The following is a 17,050-nucleotide window of genomic DNA, read 5'->3' on the forward strand; positions in this document are numbered from 1 at the left end:
TCGCGTCGGCACGGCAAAAATCAGCAATGTGACTGACTGAGGTCGCCATGCCCATCATGCGCAGCAGCGGTGCGGTGGCCGTTGAGTCCGAGCTTGGCCAGCAGCTGCACGTCGGCATCGACGTCCGGATTGCCGGTGACCAGCAGCTTGTCGCCGTAGAAGATGGAATTGGCACCCGCCAGAAAGCACAGCGCCTGCACGGCCTCGCCCATCTGCTGGCGGCCCGCCGACAGGCGCACGCGCGCCTTGGGCATGGTGATGCGCGCCACGGCGATCATCCGCACGAAGTCCAGCGGGTCGATGGGCTCGCTGTCTGCCAGCGGCGTGCCCGGCACCCGCACCAGGCTGTTGATGGGCACGGACTCGGGGTACGGGTTCAGGTTGGCCAGTTGCGCGATCAGGCCTGCACGGTGCACGGGCGCTTCACCCATCCCCACAATGCCGCCGCAGCACACGCTGATGCCGGCGCCGCGCACGTTTTGCAGGGTGTCCAACCGGTCCTGGTAGGCGCGGGTGCTGACGACATCGGTGTAGTACTCGGGTGCGGTGTCCAGGTTGTGGTTGTAGTAGTCGAGCCCGGCATCCTTCAGGGCGTGCGCCTGGTGGGCTTCCAGCATGCCCAGCGTGGCGCAGGTCTGCAGGCCCAGGTCCTTCACGGCCGTGATCAGCTCGCTCATCTTCTCGATGTCACGGTCCTTGGGCGCTCGCCAGGCCGCTCCCATGCAAAAACGGGTGGCGCCCGCATCCTTGGCGGCCTGCGCGGCGCGCACCACCTCGTCCACCTCCATGAGCTTTTGCGCCTTCACGCCGGTGTCGAACTCGGCCGCCTGCGGGCAATAGCCGCAGTTCTCAGGGCAGCCGCCGGTCTTGACCGACAGCAGCGTGGCCAGTTCGATATCGCCTGCGGGCCAATGCTGCCGGTGCACCGTCTGCGCTTCGAACAGCAGGTCCATCAGCGGCTTGTCGAGCAGCGCCTGGATGGCTTCGAGCGACCAGACGCCCTTCTGAGCGGCTGGCGGGGTGCGACGGTGCACCTGCACCGTGGTGTGCGAGGACGACTTCGGCGTAGCGGCAAGGGTAGACATCGAGTGGTTTCCTTTCTGGACGTCCGCAGAACACCATGTGGCACAAGGGTGACCCCAGGTTTTTCTGCAAAAGGTGGTCAAGCCTGACGCCCACGGTGTCGACGGGCCATCGGGCTGCGAGTGAGAGCGGATTCTGGAGGAGAAAAAGGTGCGGATGATTCCCCTGTGGTCACAAAAAGTGCCAACCCGGAGAGTGCGCTAACGCCGCCCAATGCGCAGATCCTGTTGGCGTCTGTAGCCTGCAAATCCCCGGCATTTGAGCTGCGTTGAAAGCAGGGAATTTCTTGATGCGCGTGGCGCTGCGTAACGTGCGCTCTTCTGACGCGATCTGCCGTGGATACGGACCACGAACCTGCTGAAATTGAACGGAGTTGCCGAGTGATCGCATCCAAGCCGGCGGCTCACCGTTGGGTTGTGATGGCGCGGTGGGTCTGGCTCCGTGGCTATGATCGAACCCATGAAATTCATCCGTGCTGCCACCCTGGGCCTCGCGCTGTTCGCTGCGGCCCTCCCGTCCCAAGCGGGCATCTACTCGGACGACATGGCCAAGTGCCTTGTCTCCTCCACCACCGATGCCGATCGCACCATGCTCGTACGCTGGATCTTTGCAACGACTGCGCTGCACCCCGATTTGGCGACCATTGCCTCGGTGACGTCAGCTCAGCGAGATGCCATGAACCAGGACGCGGCGAAGCTGCTGGAAAGACTGCTCACCGTCACCTGCCGCCAGCAGACGAAGGAGGCCCTCAAGAACGAAGGGAACATAGCGCTGCAGCAGAGTTTTCAGGTGCTGGGGCAAGTGGCGATGCGATCAATGATGACCAATCCTGCAGTGGCGCGCGGTTTTGAAAGTCTCGGCAAGCATCTGGACGAAAAGAAAATGCAGGATCTTTCCAAGTAACTGCGTGCGCCGCGCAAAAACGGCGCAGTGAACGCCCCTCGGAGTGCGCCGTCCATAGCGCACCCATCAGGACTGCGGCCTCAGCGCCGCACCAACTCTTCCAATGCCTGGCGGATGGCCTGGGGTTTGTCGTTGTCGCCCTCAAACGCACTGCAGCTCGGGGCGTAGAGCTGTTCGCGCCCCCTGGCGCCCACCACCGCATAGGCTTTCTCGCAGTCGCACCGCAGTTGCGCCAGTGTCTGCTGCGTCCTGACATTCCTCACACGGGCGACCCAGCAGCTGTCCGCGCAGCCGCAAGACCGGTACTCCAGCACCTCGCCCGAGTGTGCCCATTCCAACGGATAAGTGCCCGAGCCGCCCGCAGCCACCGCCAGACCGGATGCGCTGGCAACAGCCGCGGCCAGCGCAATGGCGACCAGGCCGGGGAGGTTTTTCACCTTTCGCAGGCTGCCCAAGGCGCGGGTGGTACCCACAGGCAGCCGCCATCGCGGTGGGCATCTGACCGCCATGGGTTGCATGGATGGTTCAGCCCAGGGCCGCGATCACGTCGGCGGGTGCCTGCACCAGTTCGATGAGCACACCCTCGCCCGCAATCGGAAACTCGTCATTGCTCTTGGGGTGCAAAAAGGTGATGTCGTAGCCCGCCGCCCCCTTGCGAATTCCGCCTGGTGCAAACCGCACTCCCTGGGCGGTGAGCCACTCCACCGCCTGGGGCAGGTCGTCGATCCACAGGCCGATGTGGTTGAGCGGCGTGGTGTGCACTGCCGGCTTCTTGTCGATGTCCAGCGGCTGCATGATGTCCACCTCCACCTTCCAGGGCCCCTGCCCCATCGCCAGGATGTCTTCGTCGACGTTCTCGCGTTCGCTCTGGAAGGTGCCGGTCTGTTCCAGGCCGAGCATGTCCACCCACAGGGTTTTCATGCGCTGCTTGTCGGTACCGCCGATGGCGACTTGCTGGATGCCCAGCACTTTGAAGGGGCGTGTGGAAATGGTCATGGGCCGGTCTACCTCTTTGCAATCTTGTGAAAACGTGTCACACCTCGCGCAGCAACCAGCTGCTGGCCATGGCGAAATACTCGCGCAGCCAGGCGTTGTAGCGGATGTAGAGCGGTGTGGGTGCAGCCACCGGAATGGCCTGCGTGAAGCCCATCTTGCGGGCGATGCGCTGGGCGCGCACGGTGTGGAAGTCGCTGGTCACGACGGCCAGGGCCGAGTCCAGGCCCACGCCCTGCGCCTGCATCAGCGGCAGGCTGTACTGCAGGTTCAGCTCGGTGCTGGTGCTGCGCTCTTCTTGCAGGATGCGGCCCGGCGCCATGCCCTGCTCGCGCAGGTAGTTGCCCATGACCTGACCTTCACTCAGGGTCTCGCCAAAGTCCACGCCCCCGGACACCACCACCCACGCCTGCGGATGCAGGGTCGCCAGTTCGCGCGCCTTGTCCAGGCGCGCGCGCAGCGCGGGCGACGGCTGTGCACGGGGTGTGCCGCTGCCCAGTACCACGATCGCCTTCAAGGGCGCAGCATGGGCAGCGCCCTCGAACTGGCGCACCTGCTGCGCGAGCCAGGCCCAGAACACCGCTACGCTGATGACCCACACGGCCATCAGCAGCCAGCCTGCGCGCCAGATCAGCCGACCCCAGCGCCTGCCTGACAGCCAGGCCTGAACCCGGTGCCACGACAGCGCCAGCGCACACAGCGCCAGGCCCAGCACGCCCGGCAAGGTCACCCCGAGCATGAAGAAGCCTTGGCCCATGAGCGCCAGCGCATCGGCCAGCAGCACGACACCTGCCAGCAAGCTGGCTGCGCGCGCCCAAGGCCAGCGGCGCTGGGAGCCGGTGAGACGCCCCGTGTGCAGGCCTAAAGGGGTCCGCGTGGTCGATGCCGCCTGGGTCAAGCGAACTCCAGAATGACTTGGTCCACCGCCAGCGACTCACCCTTGCCGGCCATCACCTTGCCCACCACTCCGTCCTGTGCGGCAAACAGGATGTTCTCCATCTTCATGGCTTCAATGACCGCCAGCTTTTCGCCGGCCTGTACCTTCTGGCCGGGCTGCACCGCCACATCCACCAGCAGGCCGGGCATGGGCGACAGCAAAAACTTGGACAGATCCGGCGGTGCCTTGAAGGGCATCAGCTGGTGCAGGCGTGCCCCCAGCGGCGACAGCACGACGGCGTCGATCTGCGTGCCGTTGTGCGCAATGCGCAGCGCCAGCGGGTTCTTGCCAGCGCCCCGCTCCACCTGCGCAGTGAAGCCCACGCCGTTGCACTGGCCCTGCACGCGGATCTGGCCCAGCGTGGCGGCGCTACTAATTTGATAGCTGTTGCCGCTTACTGCCACGACGCTGGAGCCGGATTTGTCCTGAAAATCGGTCACCGACACCGCGTGGTGTTCGTTCTGGCCCTCGGCACCCATCACCACCACCACGAACTGCTCGCCCACCTTCACCTCGTGCCCCGCCAGTTGCCCGCTGATGCCGGAGGCCCGCGCGCGGTAGCGGCGGTTCATGAACGCAGCCAGCGCCACCAGGAACAGCGGATCTTCGTGCGGCACGTCTTCGGCATGAAAGCCCTTGCCGTAGTGCTCGGCGATGAAGCCGGTGTTGAACTCGCCCGTCACGAATTTCGGGTGGGCCAGCAGGGCGGCCTGAAAGGGGATGTTGCTGCTGATGCCGCGGATCACGAAGCCGTTGAGCGCCGCGCGCATCTTGGCAATGGCGTGGTTGCGGTCGGTGCCGTGCACGATGAGCTTGGCGATCATCGAGTCGTAGTACATCGGGATCTCGCCGCCTTCGTACACGCCCGTGTCCACACGCACACCGAGCTTCTTGTCGGTGTCGCCCTGGAACATGGTCTCCTCGGGCGGCTGAAAGCGCACCAGGCGGCCGGTGGAAGGCAAGAAGTTGCGGAACGGGTCTTCGGCGTTGATGCGGCACTCGATGGCCCAGCCGTCGCGTTTCACGTCGGCCTGGGTCAACGGCAGTTTTTCACCCGCAGCCACGCGGATCATCAGCTCCACCAGGTCCAGGCCGGTGATGCATTCCGTCACCGGGTGCTCCACCTGCAGGCGCGTGTTCATCTCGAGGAAGTAGAAGTCCTGGTCCTTGCCGACCACGAACTCCACCGTGCCGGCCGACTGGTACTTGACCGCCTTGGCCAACTGCACCGCCTGCTCGCCCATGGCCTTGCGCGTGGCATCAGAGATGAAAGGCGATGGTGCCTCTTCGATCACCTTCTGGTGGCGGCGCTGGATGGAGCATTCGCGCTCGTTCAGGTAGATCACGTTGCCGTGGCTGTCGCCCAGCACCTGGATCTCGATGTGGCGCGGCTCCTGCACGAACTTCTCGATGAAGATGCGGTCATCGCCAAAGCTGTTGCGGGCCTCGTTCTGGCAGCTGGTGAAGCCTTCGAACGCTTCCTTGTCGTTGAAAGCCACGCGCAGGCCCTTGCCGCCGCCGCCGGCCGACGCCTTGATCATCACGGGGTAGCCGATGCCCTTGGCGATCTCCACCGCCTGCTCGGGGCCAGCAATGGCGTCGTTGTAGCCGGGGATGGTGTTGACCTGGGCCTCGTTGGCCAGCTTCTTGGACGCGATCTTGTCGCCCATGGCCGCGATCGAATGCGCCTTGGGGCCGATGAAGGCAATGCCCTCGTCCTCGCAGCGTTTGGCAAAGGCCTCGTTCTCCGACAGGAAACCGTAGCCGGGGTGGATGGCCTGCGCGCCGGTCTCTTTGGCGGCCGCGATGATCTTGTCGGCCAGCAGGTACGACTCGCGGCTGGGTGCGGCGCCGATGTGCACGGCCTCGTCGGCCAGCTTGACGTGGCGGGCCTCGCGGTCGGCGTCGGAGTAGACGGCGACGGTGGCGATGCCCATTTTCTTGGCCGTAGCGATGACCCTACACGCTATTTCGCCCCGATTCGCAATCAGGATTTTTGTGAACATGACGAGTTCCTCAAAAGAAATTCAAAAACCAGTAACTAGTACAGATGGGCAGCGCTCGCGCAGACCATCGATAAAGCGTTGCTTCTCGCGCGGCGATATCAGAATGCTGCGGCCTTGGCCGTAGCGGATGCGCAGTCGGTCCAGCGACAGCGCGGGCGAAGACGCCCAGCTGCGGGACGGCAACACCTCGCGCACGTCGCCGAGCGCAATGCGCCAGCGCAAGGGGCCACTGCGAACCAGCAGTTCCTCCGCGGTCAAGGTGTAGCTGGTGTCCAGCAGCAACCACAGCGGCAACACCAGCGTCAGAGCAAACACCACGGCGATCAGACTCAGCATTGTCTTGTCGTGCAACACCCCGGCATTGAACGCCAGCGGCACCACCGTCACCGCCACCGAGGTGATGGCAAACAGGCCCGCCAGCGGACCGATGGCCAGTAGCCAGGAGTCCACCCCGGAAGTGAAGAATGCGCGGGACTGGGCCATGGCCTGACTTGTGGAGGCCAGCGTTTACAACGGGATGTTCCCGTGCTTGCGCCACGGGTTCTCGAGCTTCTTGTCGCGCAGCATGACCAGTGAACGGCAGATGCGCTTGCGCGTCTCGTGCGGCAGGATCACGTCGTCGATAAAGCCCCGCGCACCCGCCACGAACGGGTTGGCAAAGCGTTCCTTGTATTCCGACTCGCGGGCGGCCAGCTTGACGGGGTCGTTCTTGTCTTCGCGGAAGATGATCTCCACCGCGCCCTTGGCGCCCATCACCGCGATTTCGGCCTGCGGCCAGGCCAGGTTCACGTCGCCGCGCAGGTGCTTGGAGCTCATCACGTCGTACGCGCCGCCGTAGGCCTTGCGGGTGATGACGGTGATCTTGGGCACGGTGCACTCGGCGTACGCGTACAGCAGCTTGGCGCCGTGCTTGATGATGCCGCCATATTCCTGGCTGGTGCCGGGCATGAAGCCGGGCACGTCGACAAAGGTGACCACCGGGATGTTGAACGCATCGCAAAAGCGCACGAAGCGCGCGGCCTTGATGCTGGACTTGATGTCCAGGCAGCCGGCCAGCACCAGGGGCTGGTTGGCCACGATGCCCACGGTCTGGCCTTCCATGCGGGCCAGGCCGATGACGATGTTCTTGGCGTAGTCGGGCTGCAGCTCGAAGAAGTCGCCGTCGTCCACCACCTTGGTGATCAGCTCCTTCATGTCGTAGGGCTTGTTGGCGTTTTCGGGCACCAGCGTGTCGAGGCTGCGGTCCATGCGGTCGGCCGGGTCGTTGCTCGGGCGCACGGGCGGCTTTTCGCGGTTGTTCAGCGGCAGGTAGTTGTACAGGCGGCGCAGCATCATCAGCGCCTCCACGTCGTTCTCGAACGCCATGTCGGCCACGCCGCTCTTGGTGGTGTGGGTGCTGGCGCCGCCCAGTTCCTCTGCCGTGACTTCTTCGTGCGTCACGGTCTTGACCACCTCGGGGCCGGTGACGAACATGTACGAGCTGTCCTTGACCATGAAGATGAAGTCGGTCATGGCCGGGGAGTACACGGCGCCGCCGGCGCAGGGGCCCATGATCATGCTGATCTGCGGGATCACGCCGCTGGCCAGCACGTTCTTCTGGAACACGTCGGCATAGCCGCCCAGGCTGGCCACGCCTTCCTGGATGCGCGCGCCACCGGAGTCGTTCAGCCCGATGACCGGCGCGCCGACCTTCATGGCCTGGTCCATCACCTTGCAGATCTTCTCGGCATGGGTTTCAGACAATGCACCGCCGAACACGGTGAAGTCCTGGCTGAAGACGAACGCCAGGCGCCCGTTGATCATGCCGTAGCCTGTGACCACGCCGTCGCCCGGAACACGCGAGTCTTCCATGCCGAAGTCGGTGCAGCGGTGCTCGACGAACATGTCCCATTCTTCGAAGGTGCCGTCGTCCATCAGCAGCTCGATGCGTTCGCGCGCGGTGAGCTTGCCCTTGGCGTGCTGCGCGTCGATGCGCTTTTGCCCGCCACCCAGGCGTGCCTGGGCGCGCTTTTTCTCCAGTTGATCCAGGATGTCTTGCATGGTCGTCCTTTGGTGAAATTTCGGTGAAATGGTCAGGGGAGCTGTTTGCTACTTATTTGATAGCTGGTGGCGCTTGGGGGGATTGCGCAAGCAGCAAATTTCTGGCCGCAGTGGACGCAGCGATGCGCCCTGCGATCACATCGGCCTGCATCTGGGGCAGCAGCTCTTGCACGGCGGGGTGCTGGCGGAACGCGAGCTTGAGGCCCGCGTCGATGCGCTCCCACATCCAGGCGAGCGATTGTTTTTCGCGCCGCGCTGCCAAGCGGCCATTGGTCGATTGAATGTCGCGAAACAGCGCCACGGTGGTCCAGAAGGCATCCACCCCCTGCCCGAGCAAAGCGCTGATCTGCAGCACGCGGGGTTGCCACAACGCGCCGTGCGTCGCGTGGTCGGGGTTGCCGTGCATGCCGAGCAGGCGCAGGCTGGAGGTGATCTGCGCCTCGGCCCGCGTGGCGGCGTTCTTGTCGATGTCGGCCTTGTTGATGACGACCAGGTCGGCGATCTCCATCACGCCCTTCTTGATCGCTTGCAGGTCGTCGCCCGCGTTGGGCAACTGCATGAGCACGAACATGTCCGTCATGCCCGCCACGGCGATCTCGCTCTGGCCCACGCCCACGGTCTCGACGATGGCCACGTCGTAGCCCCCGGCCTCGCAGACCAGCATGGCCTCGCGGGTCTTCTCTGCCACGCCGCCCAGGGTGCCGCTCGATGGGCTGGGGCGGATGTAGGCCTTGTCGTGCACCGACAGGTGCTCCATGCGCGTCTTGTCGCCCAGAATGGAGCCGCCCGACACCGTGCTGGACGGGTCGATGGTGAGCACGGCCACGCGGTGGCCCAGGCCGATGAGGTACAGGCCGAGGGCCTCGATGAAGGTGGACTTGCCCACGCCGGGCACGCCGCTGATGCCCAGGCGGAAGGCTTGGCCGGTGTGGGGGAGCAGCGCGGTGAGCAGCTCGTCCGCCTGCGCGCGGTGGTCGGCGCGGGTGGATTCGAGCAGCGTGATGGCCTTGGACATGGCGCGGCGCTGCACCGGGCCAGGCTCGCCGGTCACGCCCTGGTACAAGTTCATGCCGATGCCTCCACGGCCGTGTGGGCTGCCACCGGGCTCCAGCGGTACTCCAGATCGAACTCCTGTTCTTCGACCAACCGAAACCCGTGTCGCAGATAGAAACGGTTGGCAGGACTGCCGCGCAATGCACCCAGGGTGACATCCCGCGCCTGCTCGCTGGCTTGTTGCTTGACCCAGTCCAGCGCCCATGCGCCCGCACCCTTCCCCTGGTGGCCGGGCAGGATGTAGAGGTGGTGCAAGCGCATCTGCGCTGCATTGGGGTCGGGGATCAGCGTGAGGTAGCCGATGCGTTGGCCGCCTGCCACGATGTGCCGCATGCACGCGGGCACGAACGCGCTGCGAAGACGCTCCCGCACGCGCACCGGGTCGTAACGGCCCAGGTGCTCCAGGCCGTCGCGCAGCGCCTCGGCACGCAGGTCGGCCATCGCGTCGAAATCGGCGTCGAGCACGCGATCAAAACTGAACATCACATCAGGCCCTGGCAAGACACTCGGACGGCACGCGCAGGCTCACGCCGCCACCGCCTTGCGGATCTGCTCCAGCACATCCTTGGCGCTCGCCGGGATGGGCGTGCCGGGGCCGTAAATGCCCTTCACGCCCGCTTCGTACAAATGCTCATAGTCCTGCGCCGGGATCACCCCGCCCACGAACACGATGATGTCGTCGGCGCCCTGGTCCTTGAGCGACTGGATGATGGCGGGCACCAGCGTCTTGTGGCCGGCAGCCAGCGTGCTCACGCCCACGGCGTGCACGTCGTTTTCAATTGCCTGGCGCGCGCACTCCTCGGGGGTCTGGAACAGCGGGCCCATGTCCACGTCGAAGCCCAAGTCGGCAAAGGCCGTGGCCACCACCTTGGCGCCGCGGTCGTGGCCGTCCTGGCCCAGCTTGGCGATCATGACGCGGGGCCGGCGGCCCTCGGTGTCGGCAAATTCGTTGATTTCAGCCTTGAGCTTGTCCCAGCCTTCGGCCGAGTCATAGGCGGCTGCGTACACACCGGTCACCTTTTGCGTATCGGCACGATGGCGGCCGAAGACCTTCTCCAGCGCATCGCTCACCTCGCCCACCGTGGCGCGCAGGCGTACCGCCTTGATCGCCAGGTCCAGCAGGTTGCCGCTGCCGTCTTCTGCTGCAGAAGTGAGAGCATCCAGCGCTTGCTGGACCAGCGCTGGGTCGCGGCTGGCCCTGATGTTTTTCAGGCGCTCGATCTGCCCGTCGCGCACCTTCACGTTGTCGATCTGCAGGATGTCGACCGGGTCTTCCTTGGCCAGCTTGTACTTGTTGACGCCGACGATCACGTCCTTACCGCTGTCGATGCGTGCCTGCTTTTCAGCCGCAGCCGCCTCGATCTTGAGCTTGGCCCAGCCGCTGTCCACGGCCTGTGTCATGCCGCCCATCGCCTCGACCTCTTCGATGATCTTCCAGGCGGCATCCATCATGTCCTGGGTGAGCTTTTCCATCATGTAGCTGCCGGCCCAGGGGTCCACCACATTGGTGATGTGCGTCTCTTCCTGGATGATGAGCTGCGTATTGCGCGCGATGCGCGAGCTGAACTCGGTGGGCAGCGCAATGGCCTCGTCGAGCGCATTGGTGTGCAGGCTCTGCGTGCCGCCAAACACCGCGGCCATGGCTTCGATGGTGGTACGCACGATGTTGTTGTACGGGTCCTGCTCCGTCAGCGACCAGCCCGAGGTCTGGCAGTGCGTGCGCAGCATCAGGCTCTTGGGGTTCTTGGCACCGGTCTCCTTCATGATGCGGCACCACAGCAGGCGCGCGGCGCGCATCTTGGCGACTTCCAGGTAGAAGTTCATGCCGATGGCCCAGAAGAAGCTCAGGCGCCCCGCGAACTCGTCCACGTCCAGGCCCGAGGCGATGGCCGTCTTCACGTATTCCTTGCCGTCGGCCAAGGTAAAGGCCAGCTCCAGCGCCTGGTTGGCGCCCGCCTCCTGCATGTGGTAGCCCGAGATCGAGATCGAGTTGAACTTGGGCATGTTGCGTGCCGTGTAGCCAATGATGTCGCCGATGATGCGCATCGAGGGCTTGGGCGGGTAGATGTAGGTGTTGCGCACCATGAACTCTTTCAGAATGTCGTTCTGAATGGTTCCCGAGAGCTGGTCTTGCGACACGCCCTGCTCTTCCGCCGCCACCACGTAGCCCGCCAGCACGGGCAGCACGGCGCCGTTCATGGTCATGGACACCGACACCTTGTCCAGCGGAATCTGGTCGAACAGGATCTTCATGTCCTCCACCGAATCGATGGCCACGCCGGCCTTGCCCACGTCGCCGGTCACACGGGGATGGTCGCTGTCGTAGCCCCGGTGGGTGGCCAGATCGAAAGCGACCGACACGCCCTGCCCGCCCGCGGCCAGTGCCTTGCGATAGAAGGCATTGGACTCTTCCGCGGTCGAAAAACCGGCGTATTGGCGAATCGTCCAGGGCCGCACCGCATACATGGTGGCCTGGGGGCCGCGCAGGTAGGGCTCGAAGCCCGGCAGCGTGTTGGCGTACGGCAGGCCGGCGGTGTCTTCGGCGGTGTACAGCGGCTTGATGGTGATGCCGTCGGGCGTCACCCAGTTGAGCGCTTCGACATTGCCACCCGGGGCGGACTTGGCTGCGGCCTTGGCCCAGGCCTGCAGCGACGCGGGTGCAAACTCGGGCGTCGGCGTTGCGGACGGTGCGTTGTGGGGCGTGTCACTCATGGCGAAGCGGTCTCCGAAGATGGCAGTGGGCTGGGGGCGGGCGATGCGCTGCAAGCTGCGCCGGGAGCCTCCCCGATGTGGCGGCGAGTTTACATCATTCATAATTATTGATTCAAAATATTCCTCCCCGCTTACAATCTGCCCATGTCCGCTGTCACCCTCACGCCCCGCGCCCTCTATGAAGAAGTTGCTGAGCAGCTGCGCCAGCGCATCTTCCGGCGCGAGCTGGAGCCAGGCAGCTGGATCGACGAGCTCAAGATCGCCGAGGAGTTCGGCATCAGTCGCACCCCTCTGCGCGAGGCACTGAAGGTGCTGGCCGCCGAGGGCCTGGTCACGATGAAAGTGCGCCGTGGCGCCTATGTGACCGAGATGAGCGAGAAGGACCTGCGTGACGTGTACCACCTGCTGAGCCTGCTGGAGAGCGATGCCGCCGGCGTGGTGGCCACCACGGCCAGCCCTGCCCAGCTGCAGGCGCTGCAGGACCTGCACGACGAGCTGGAGGCCGCGGCGAGCGAGCGCGAGCGCTTCTTTGCGGTGAACGAGCGTTTTCACATGCTGCTGCTGGAGCTGGCCGACAACCGCTGGCGCAGCCAGATGGTGGCCGACCTGCGCAAGGTGATGAAGCTCAACCGCCATAACTCGCTGTTCAAGCAGGGGCGCATCGAGGATTCGCTGAACGAGCACCGCGCCATCCTGGCCGCCATGGTGGCCCGCGATGCCAAGGCGACGATGAAGGCCATGCAGGCCCACTTTGCGCACGGCCTGGAAGCCGCGACCTGAACTGAGCCGCCCTCCTGCCCTGCCGGTGATGCAACCCCGGCTATGGGCCGCGTCGCATCAGGCCGCCATCTCCACCCGATTGCGCCCCGCGGCCTTGGCGATGTAGAGCGCCTCGTCCGCGCGGCGCAGCAGGTCGCTGAAGCTGCGGTCGCCCTCGCCTGCAGCGGCCACGCCCATCGACACGGTCATCGGGATCAGCGCGCCGCCCGCGTGCAGCGGCTCCCGGGCCACCAGCGCGCGCAGGCGCTCGCCGGCGGTCAGCGCGGCGGCAGCGTCCAGCCCGTCCCACAGCACCACGAACTCCTCGCCCCCATGGCGCGCCGCCAGGTCGCTGCCGCGGCACGCGGCGCGCAGGTGCTCGGCCACATGGCGCAGCGCCACGTCGCCCAGTTCGTGGCCGTGCCGGTCGTTGATGGCCTTGAAGTGGTCGATATCGATCACGGCCAGGGCCAGGCTGCGCCCCTGCGGCTGCTGCCGCTCGGCGAACCGCCGCTCCCCCACGGTGACCAGCGTGCGCCGGTTGGGCAGGCCGGTGAGGTAGTCGGTGGATGCGGCCAGCTCCCATTGGCGGCCGATGCGTTCGGAGCACATCAGCAAGAAGGCCGTGGTGCCCACCACGGGCAGCAGCGCCGTGACCATGGGGCTGGCGATGTTGATCCAGGCCCCGTCGCCGGTGATGTCGAACGACGGGCTGACGCCGCGCCCCACGAAATACGCCGCCCGGAACACCATGAACCCCGCCACCATGGCAAACAGCCCAGCCACCACGCGGCGGCTGTGCGCGCCCTCGGGTGCCTTCTGCGAGACCAGCAGCATGAAGCTTGCGAGCAGCAGCAAGGTGCAGCAGGCCGACAGGATGAACACGCGCATGCGGGTATCAGGCGCAACCACCGCGAACCACAGGATGCCGATGAACCCGACCAGGGCCGGGGCGAACAGCCAGCGGGGGTCGGGCAAGCCGTAGAACTGGCGCAATGCGCGCAGGTAGCCCGTGCAGCCCAGCATGACCAGGCCGTTGGCCAGTGGCGACGCCACACCCAGCGGCATCTGGTACTGGAACGCGTACAGCACTGCGCTGCCGGCCAGCAGCAGCGTGGCGGTGCGCCAGGTCTCGGTACACGGGCGCAGCGCCGCAGGAAAGTCCTTGCGCATCAGGCCCAGCACCCACCCGTTGGCCAGCATCATCAGCATGACAACAATGAAGATCGTGACGGGATCCATGGCAATGACGGGGGATGTGGGCAGGGTGCGGTGGGTCAGGGTCGATGGGCGTGCGGCCAACGGCCTTGCGGCCCGTGGCCGGAGCGTCCAAGGTGGGGCATTGTGGCTGAGCCGGGCCCGGGGCACCCCGGGGATTTGCGCTTGCCCTTCCGGCCCGAGTGCCATGCCGCCACGCAGCGGGGCCACCCTGACTGTGACCAGATGCACAGGTGCCAGCAGGCGGGCCGTGGGTACCGCACCCCGGGTTCGGCCGTTCCGGCCCTGCGCGGCGGCACGCCATGCTGTGGCCGGCCCGGCCGATCATTCCGGGAATCGGAACGCACCATTTGCAACACAAGAGCGGTCGGCCAAGGCGTTTTGCCCGGGCGTGGTGGGTATGATCCCGCGGGTTTTCACCGAGGCGGTGCGCCTTCGGCGCGCACGGCCTTCACCGCAGGTTCCATGGCTTCCACTCCTTCCGATATCGCCAGCGTCCAGACGCTGCCGCAGCTTCTCGCCTACCGCGCCGCGCGCACCCCCGACAAAGAGGCCTACCGCGCCTTCGACAGTGCCACCCAGGCCTGGACCAGCCTGTCCTGGTCGGACACCGCCCGGCGCGTCGACCAGTGGGCCCAGGCCCTGGCGGCCATGCAGTTGCCCCCGGCTGCGCGCGTGGCCATCCTGCTGCCCAACGGCCTGAACGCCATGTGCGCAGACCAGGCCACGCTGGCCACGGGTTGCGTGCCCGTGCCCCTGCACGCCATCGACAACCCCGGCAGCATCGCCTACATCCTGTCGGACTGCGAAGCGTCCATGCTGATCGTGGGCCAGGCGGAACAGTGGGCCAAGGTCCAGGCGGTCGGCACGCCGTTTCCGGCGCTGCGCGCCGTGGTCATCGCCGACGACGATGCCGCGGTCATCGCCGCCCTGCCACCCACGGAAGGCGGGCCCATCGTGGGGTCGCTGGCACAGTGGCTGGCGGGTGCGCAGCACGCCGCCACGTCGGCTGCGACACCGGCCACGTATGTGCCGCCCGCAGAGGACGACCTGGCCGCCATCGTCTACACCTCCGGCACCACCGGCAAGCCCAAGGGCGTGATGCTGACCCACCGCAATGTGGTGAGCGACGTGAAGGCCGTGCTCGAGCGCATCGCGCCCACGGTGGACGATGTGTTTTTGTCGTTCCTTCCGCTGTCGCACACCTTCGAACGCACGGGCGGCTACTACCTGCCGATTGCCGCAGGCAGCTGCGTGGCCTATTCGCGGTCGGTGGGGCAGTTGGGCGAAGACCTCAAGACCGTGCGCCCCACGGTGCTGGTGTCGGTGCCGCGCATCTACGAGCGCATCCACGCCAAGCTGCTCGAAAAGCTGTCGCCATCGCCCTGGAAGATGCAGCTGTACGAGGCCGCCCAGCACAAGGGCTGGACGCAGTTTTGCGCCACGCAGGCCCTGGCCACGCCGGCGGCCGACGAGGGCCGGGCCGCCGGCTGGATGGCCGCCCTGCCCTGGCCGCTGCTGCAGATGCTGGTGGCCAAGCCGCTGCTCGCGCAGTTCGGCGGGCGCGTGCGCGTGGCCGTGAGCGGCGGCGCGCCGCTGTCACCCACCATTGCCAAGTGCTTTCTGGGCCTGGGCCTGCCGCTCATCCAGGGCTACGGCATGACCGAGACCGCGCCCGTGGTGTCGGTGAACTCGCTCGATGACAACGACCCGGCCTGCGTAGGCAAGGCCCTGCCGGGCGTGGAAGTGCGCATCGGCGACAACCGCGAGTTGCAGGTGCGCGGCCCCATCGTGATGAAGGGCTACTGGAAGCGGCCCGAAGACACCGCCCGCATCCTGAGCGCCGACGGCTGGCTGGGCACGGGCGACCAGGCCGACATCGTGGGCGGACGCATCTACATCAAGGGCCGCATCAAGGAGATCATCGTCACCTCCACCGGCGAAAAGGTGCCGCCCGGCGACCTGGAACTGGCCCTGCTGGCCGATCCGCTGCTGGAGCAGGCCTTTGTCGTGGGTGAAAACCGCCCGTTCATCGCCTGCGTGGCGGTGCTCAATGCGGGCGAATGGCAGCGGCTGGCCGCGGACCTGGGCCTGTCCTCGCAAGATGCCGACAGCCTGAACCACCCCAGCGTGCACCGCGCGGTGCTGGCCCGCATCGAGAAGAACACCGCCAGCTTTGCCCGCTACGCCGTGCCGCGCGCCGTGCACTGCACGCTGGAGCCGTGGACGATCGAAAACACCTTCATGACGCCCACGCTCAAGCTCAAGCGCAACAACCTGATGGCGCATTTTGCGCAGGCGATTGACGGGATGTACCAGAAGCCGGGTGGGCGCTAGCCTGCAGCGCCGGCCTGCCATTGCGGCAGGTATTGCGCCACCATCGCCTCCACCACTTCGGCCTGCAGGGCATCGCGTCGGCGCTTGAGCGGGTCGCGATCGCCCTGCCCGCTCATCCATCGCTTGAAACGCGCGAATGCCAGGGGATGCAGGGTGTTCATGCGAGCCATGGCTCCGCTGGAAGCAACGACCACCGCGCTGAACGGCGGCGCGTCCATCAGCACATGGGCCTTGCGGGCCTGGGTCACCCAGAAGTCGTCTTCATCGTCGCTCATGCGGATGGGGTGCGGATCTTCTCCCTGCTGTTCACGCCGCAAGATGTCCACTTCAAAGCCGTCCTGGTTGACGGCGGTGTATTTGTCCAGGTCCTTGAGGCGAAAGGTTTTGTCCACCTTTCGGAGCAGGCCGATCATCGAACTGTCCACGCGCGCCAGAGCGGTCGCAAAGTGCAGTCGCCTGCGCACATCCCACAGCAGATCTATGTCTCGGGTCGCCACTGCATCGTCCTCGACGACCACGCCGGCAGTCGCTTCGTAGGCATACAGGGCGTGGGTTCCCACCACCCGAAAGAACTCGCTCAGCCCCGATGAAGCCATGCGGTCGAGCACCTTGACCACGATAGGGTCCACGCGGCCCACCCGCAGAGCGCGATTCATGCGCTCGTGCTCCTTGCGCTTTTCTGCCAGCGCGGTCAGGCGGTCTTGCGCCAGCTGTTTGCGCTCCAGAAAGCGGGCATAGGCGCGCTCTGTCTCGGGTGTTTTGGGCCCCAGGCTTTTTTCCGCGCCCTTGGGGCTGGTTCGCACCAGGTAGACAGCCTCCGGAGCCGCTGGCGGCCCCTTGTGCCAGTACATGCCGCCACGCACTTGCGATGCTTCACGCTCGGCCTCTTCCCAGGCTTCGAACACGGAAACCGCGTCGATGTACTGACGGGCGACGTTAGGACGGATTTCGCGCATTCGGTATAAATTTCAAAAACACAAAATATACCGAATTTTCAATTAAATCAATA

15 protein-coding genes are annotated in these 17,050 nt (G+C 65.7%); 3 read left to right on the forward strand and 12 right to left on the reverse strand.

Annotation, left to right across the window (positions count from 1 at the left end; all coding sequences use genetic code 11):
- Nucleotides 1-20 precede the first annotated feature (20 nt).
- Nucleotides 21-1,085 (reverse strand): biotin synthase BioB, encoded by a 1,065-nt coding sequence (bioB, locus tag ASG27_RS23905; protein ID WP_056412204.1) that lies wholly within the window; start codon nucleotides 1,083-1,085, stop codon nucleotides 21-23.
- A gap of 457 nt (nucleotides 1,086-1,542) precedes the next feature.
- Here bioB and ASG27_RS23910 point away from each other — a divergent pair, with 457 nt between their 5' ends.
- On the forward strand, nucleotides 1,543-1,986 hold the full coding sequence (locus ASG27_RS23910) for a hypothetical protein (protein WP_056412360.1): 444 nt from the start codon (nucleotides 1,543-1,545) through the stop codon (nucleotides 1,984-1,986).
- An 80-nt stretch (nucleotides 1,987-2,066) separates the two neighbouring features.
- Here ASG27_RS23910 and ASG27_RS23915 read toward each other — a convergent pair whose 3' ends face one another.
- From ASG27_RS23915 to scpA, 9 genes are all read right to left on the reverse strand, one after another.
- On the reverse strand, nucleotides 2,067-2,423 hold the full coding sequence (locus tag ASG27_RS23915) for a hypothetical protein (protein ID WP_200912389.1): 357 nt from the start codon (nucleotides 2,421-2,423) through the stop codon (nucleotides 2,067-2,069).
- An 88-nt stretch (nucleotides 2,424-2,511) separates the two neighbouring features.
- On the reverse strand, nucleotides 2,512-2,982 hold the full coding sequence (locus tag ASG27_RS23920; RefSeq protein ID WP_056412207.1) for a VOC family protein: 471 nt from the start codon (nucleotides 2,980-2,982) through the stop codon (nucleotides 2,512-2,514).
- A gap of 37 nt (nucleotides 2,983-3,019) precedes the next feature.
- A complete protein-coding gene (locus ASG27_RS23925) occupies nucleotides 3,020-3,778 on the reverse strand; it encodes a YdcF family protein (protein WP_235503912.1) in 759 nt (252 codons plus the stop codon).
- Nucleotides 3,779-3,873: 95 nt separating this feature from the next.
- Nucleotides 3,874-5,922 (reverse strand): acetyl-CoA carboxylase biotin carboxylase subunit, encoded by a 2,049-nt coding sequence (locus tag ASG27_RS23930; RefSeq protein ID WP_056412209.1) that lies wholly within the window; start codon nucleotides 5,920-5,922, stop codon nucleotides 3,874-3,876.
- Nucleotides 5,923-5,943: 21 nt separating this feature from the next.
- A complete protein-coding gene (locus ASG27_RS23935; protein ID WP_056412211.1) occupies nucleotides 5,944-6,405 on the reverse strand; it encodes a PH domain-containing protein in 462 nt (153 codons plus the stop codon).
- A 24-nt stretch (nucleotides 6,406-6,429) separates the two neighbouring features.
- Nucleotides 6,430-7,962: an acyl-CoA carboxylase subunit beta gene (locus ASG27_RS23940; protein ID WP_056412213.1), complete on the reverse strand. Its 1,533-nt coding sequence runs from the start codon at nucleotides 7,960-7,962 to the stop codon at nucleotides 6,430-6,432.
- Nucleotides 7,963-8,014: 52 nt separating this feature from the next.
- Complete coding sequence (meaB, locus tag ASG27_RS23945; protein ID WP_056412216.1) at nucleotides 8,015-9,031, reverse strand: methylmalonyl Co-A mutase-associated GTPase MeaB; 1,017 nt, start codon at nucleotides 9,029-9,031, stop codon at nucleotides 8,015-8,017.
- The gene (locus tag ASG27_RS23950; RefSeq protein ID WP_056412219.1) at nucleotides 9,028-9,498 is read right to left on the reverse strand and encodes a GNAT family N-acetyltransferase; all 471 of its coding nucleotides are present in this window, start codon (nucleotides 9,496-9,498) and stop codon (nucleotides 9,028-9,030) included. Before ASG27_RS23950 ends, meaB begins: the two co-directional genes overlap by 4 nt.
- A gap of 42 nt (nucleotides 9,499-9,540) precedes the next feature.
- Nucleotides 9,541-11,727: a methylmalonyl-CoA mutase gene (gene scpA, locus ASG27_RS23955; protein ID WP_056412368.1), complete on the reverse strand. Its 2,187-nt coding sequence runs from the start codon at nucleotides 11,725-11,727 to the stop codon at nucleotides 9,541-9,543.
- Nucleotides 11,728-11,871: 144 nt separating this feature from the next.
- On the opposite strand from scpA, the gene ASG27_RS23960 reads away from it, so the two are divergent.
- Nucleotides 11,872-12,507: a GntR family transcriptional regulator gene (locus ASG27_RS23960; RefSeq protein ID WP_056412221.1), complete on the forward strand. Its 636-nt coding sequence runs from the start codon at nucleotides 11,872-11,874 to the stop codon at nucleotides 12,505-12,507.
- Between the two features lie 57 nt (nucleotides 12,508-12,564).
- Here ASG27_RS23960 and ASG27_RS23965 read toward each other — a convergent pair whose 3' ends face one another.
- The gene (locus tag ASG27_RS23965) at nucleotides 12,565-13,728 is read right to left on the reverse strand and encodes a GGDEF domain-containing protein (RefSeq protein WP_056412224.1); all 1,164 of its coding nucleotides are present in this window, start codon (nucleotides 13,726-13,728) and stop codon (nucleotides 12,565-12,567) included.
- Between the two features lie 441 nt (nucleotides 13,729-14,169).
- Here ASG27_RS23965 and ASG27_RS23970 point away from each other — a divergent pair, with 441 nt between their 5' ends.
- Complete coding sequence (locus tag ASG27_RS23970; protein ID WP_056412227.1) at nucleotides 14,170-16,041, forward strand: AMP-dependent synthetase/ligase; 1,872 nt, start codon at nucleotides 14,170-14,172, stop codon at nucleotides 16,039-16,041.
- On the opposite strand, the gene ASG27_RS23975 is transcribed toward ASG27_RS23970, so the two are convergent.
- On the reverse strand, nucleotides 16,038-16,997 hold the full coding sequence (locus ASG27_RS23975; protein ID WP_056412230.1) for a GSU2403 family nucleotidyltransferase fold protein: 960 nt from the start codon (nucleotides 16,995-16,997) through the stop codon (nucleotides 16,038-16,040). The genes ASG27_RS23970 and ASG27_RS23975 overlap by 4 nt on opposite strands.
- Between the last annotated feature and the right edge of the window lie 53 nt (nucleotides 16,998-17,050).

Source organism: Acidovorax sp. Leaf191 (genome assembly GCF_001424425.1).
GTDB lineage: Bacteria > Pseudomonadota > Gammaproteobacteria > Burkholderiales > Burkholderiaceae_C > Acidovorax.

Bases quoted from the DNA above. Each gene is read 5' to 3' on its own strand.
- ASG27_RS23975 (WP_056412230.1), bottom strand. From the start codon at position 16,997: ATGCGCGAAATCCGTCCTAACGTCGCCCGTCAGTACATCGACGCGGTT.
- bioB (WP_056412204.1), bottom strand. From the start codon at position 1,085: ATGTCTACCCTTGCCGCTACGCCGAAGTCGTCCTCGCACACCACGGTG.
- ASG27_RS23920 (WP_056412207.1), bottom strand. From the start codon at position 2,982: ATGACCATTTCCACACGCCCCTTCAAAGTGCTGGGCATCCAGCAAGTC.
- ASG27_RS23970 (WP_056412227.1), top strand. From the start codon at position 14,170: ATGGCTTCCACTCCTTCCGATATCGCCAGCGTCCAGACGCTGCCGCAG.
- ASG27_RS23965 (WP_056412224.1), bottom strand. From the start codon at position 13,728: ATGGATCCCGTCACGATCTTCATTGTTGTCATGCTGATGATGCTGGCC.
- ASG27_RS23935 (WP_056412211.1), bottom strand. From the start codon at position 6,405: ATGGCCCAGTCCCGCGCATTCTTCACTTCCGGGGTGGACTCCTGGCTA.
- ASG27_RS23950 (WP_056412219.1), bottom strand. From the start codon at position 9,498: ATGTTCAGTTTTGATCGCGTGCTCGACGCCGATTTCGACGCGATGGCC.
- ASG27_RS23910 (WP_056412360.1), top strand. From the start codon at position 1,543: ATGAAATTCATCCGTGCTGCCACCCTGGGCCTCGCGCTGTTCGCTGCG.
- scpA (WP_056412368.1), bottom strand. From the start codon at position 11,727: ATGAGTGACACGCCCCACAACGCACCGTCCGCAACGCCGACGCCCGAG.
- ASG27_RS23940 (WP_056412213.1), bottom strand. From the start codon at position 7,962: ATGCAAGACATCCTGGATCAACTGGAGAAAAAGCGCGCCCAGGCACGC.
- meaB (WP_056412216.1), bottom strand. From the start codon at position 9,031: ATGAACTTGTACCAGGGCGTGACCGGCGAGCCTGGCCCGGTGCAGCGC.
- ASG27_RS23930 (WP_056412209.1), bottom strand. From the start codon at position 5,922: ATGTTCACAAAAATCCTGATTGCGAATCGGGGCGAAATAGCGTGTAGG.
- ASG27_RS23960 (WP_056412221.1), top strand. From the start codon at position 11,872: ATGTCCGCTGTCACCCTCACGCCCCGCGCCCTCTATGAAGAAGTTGCT.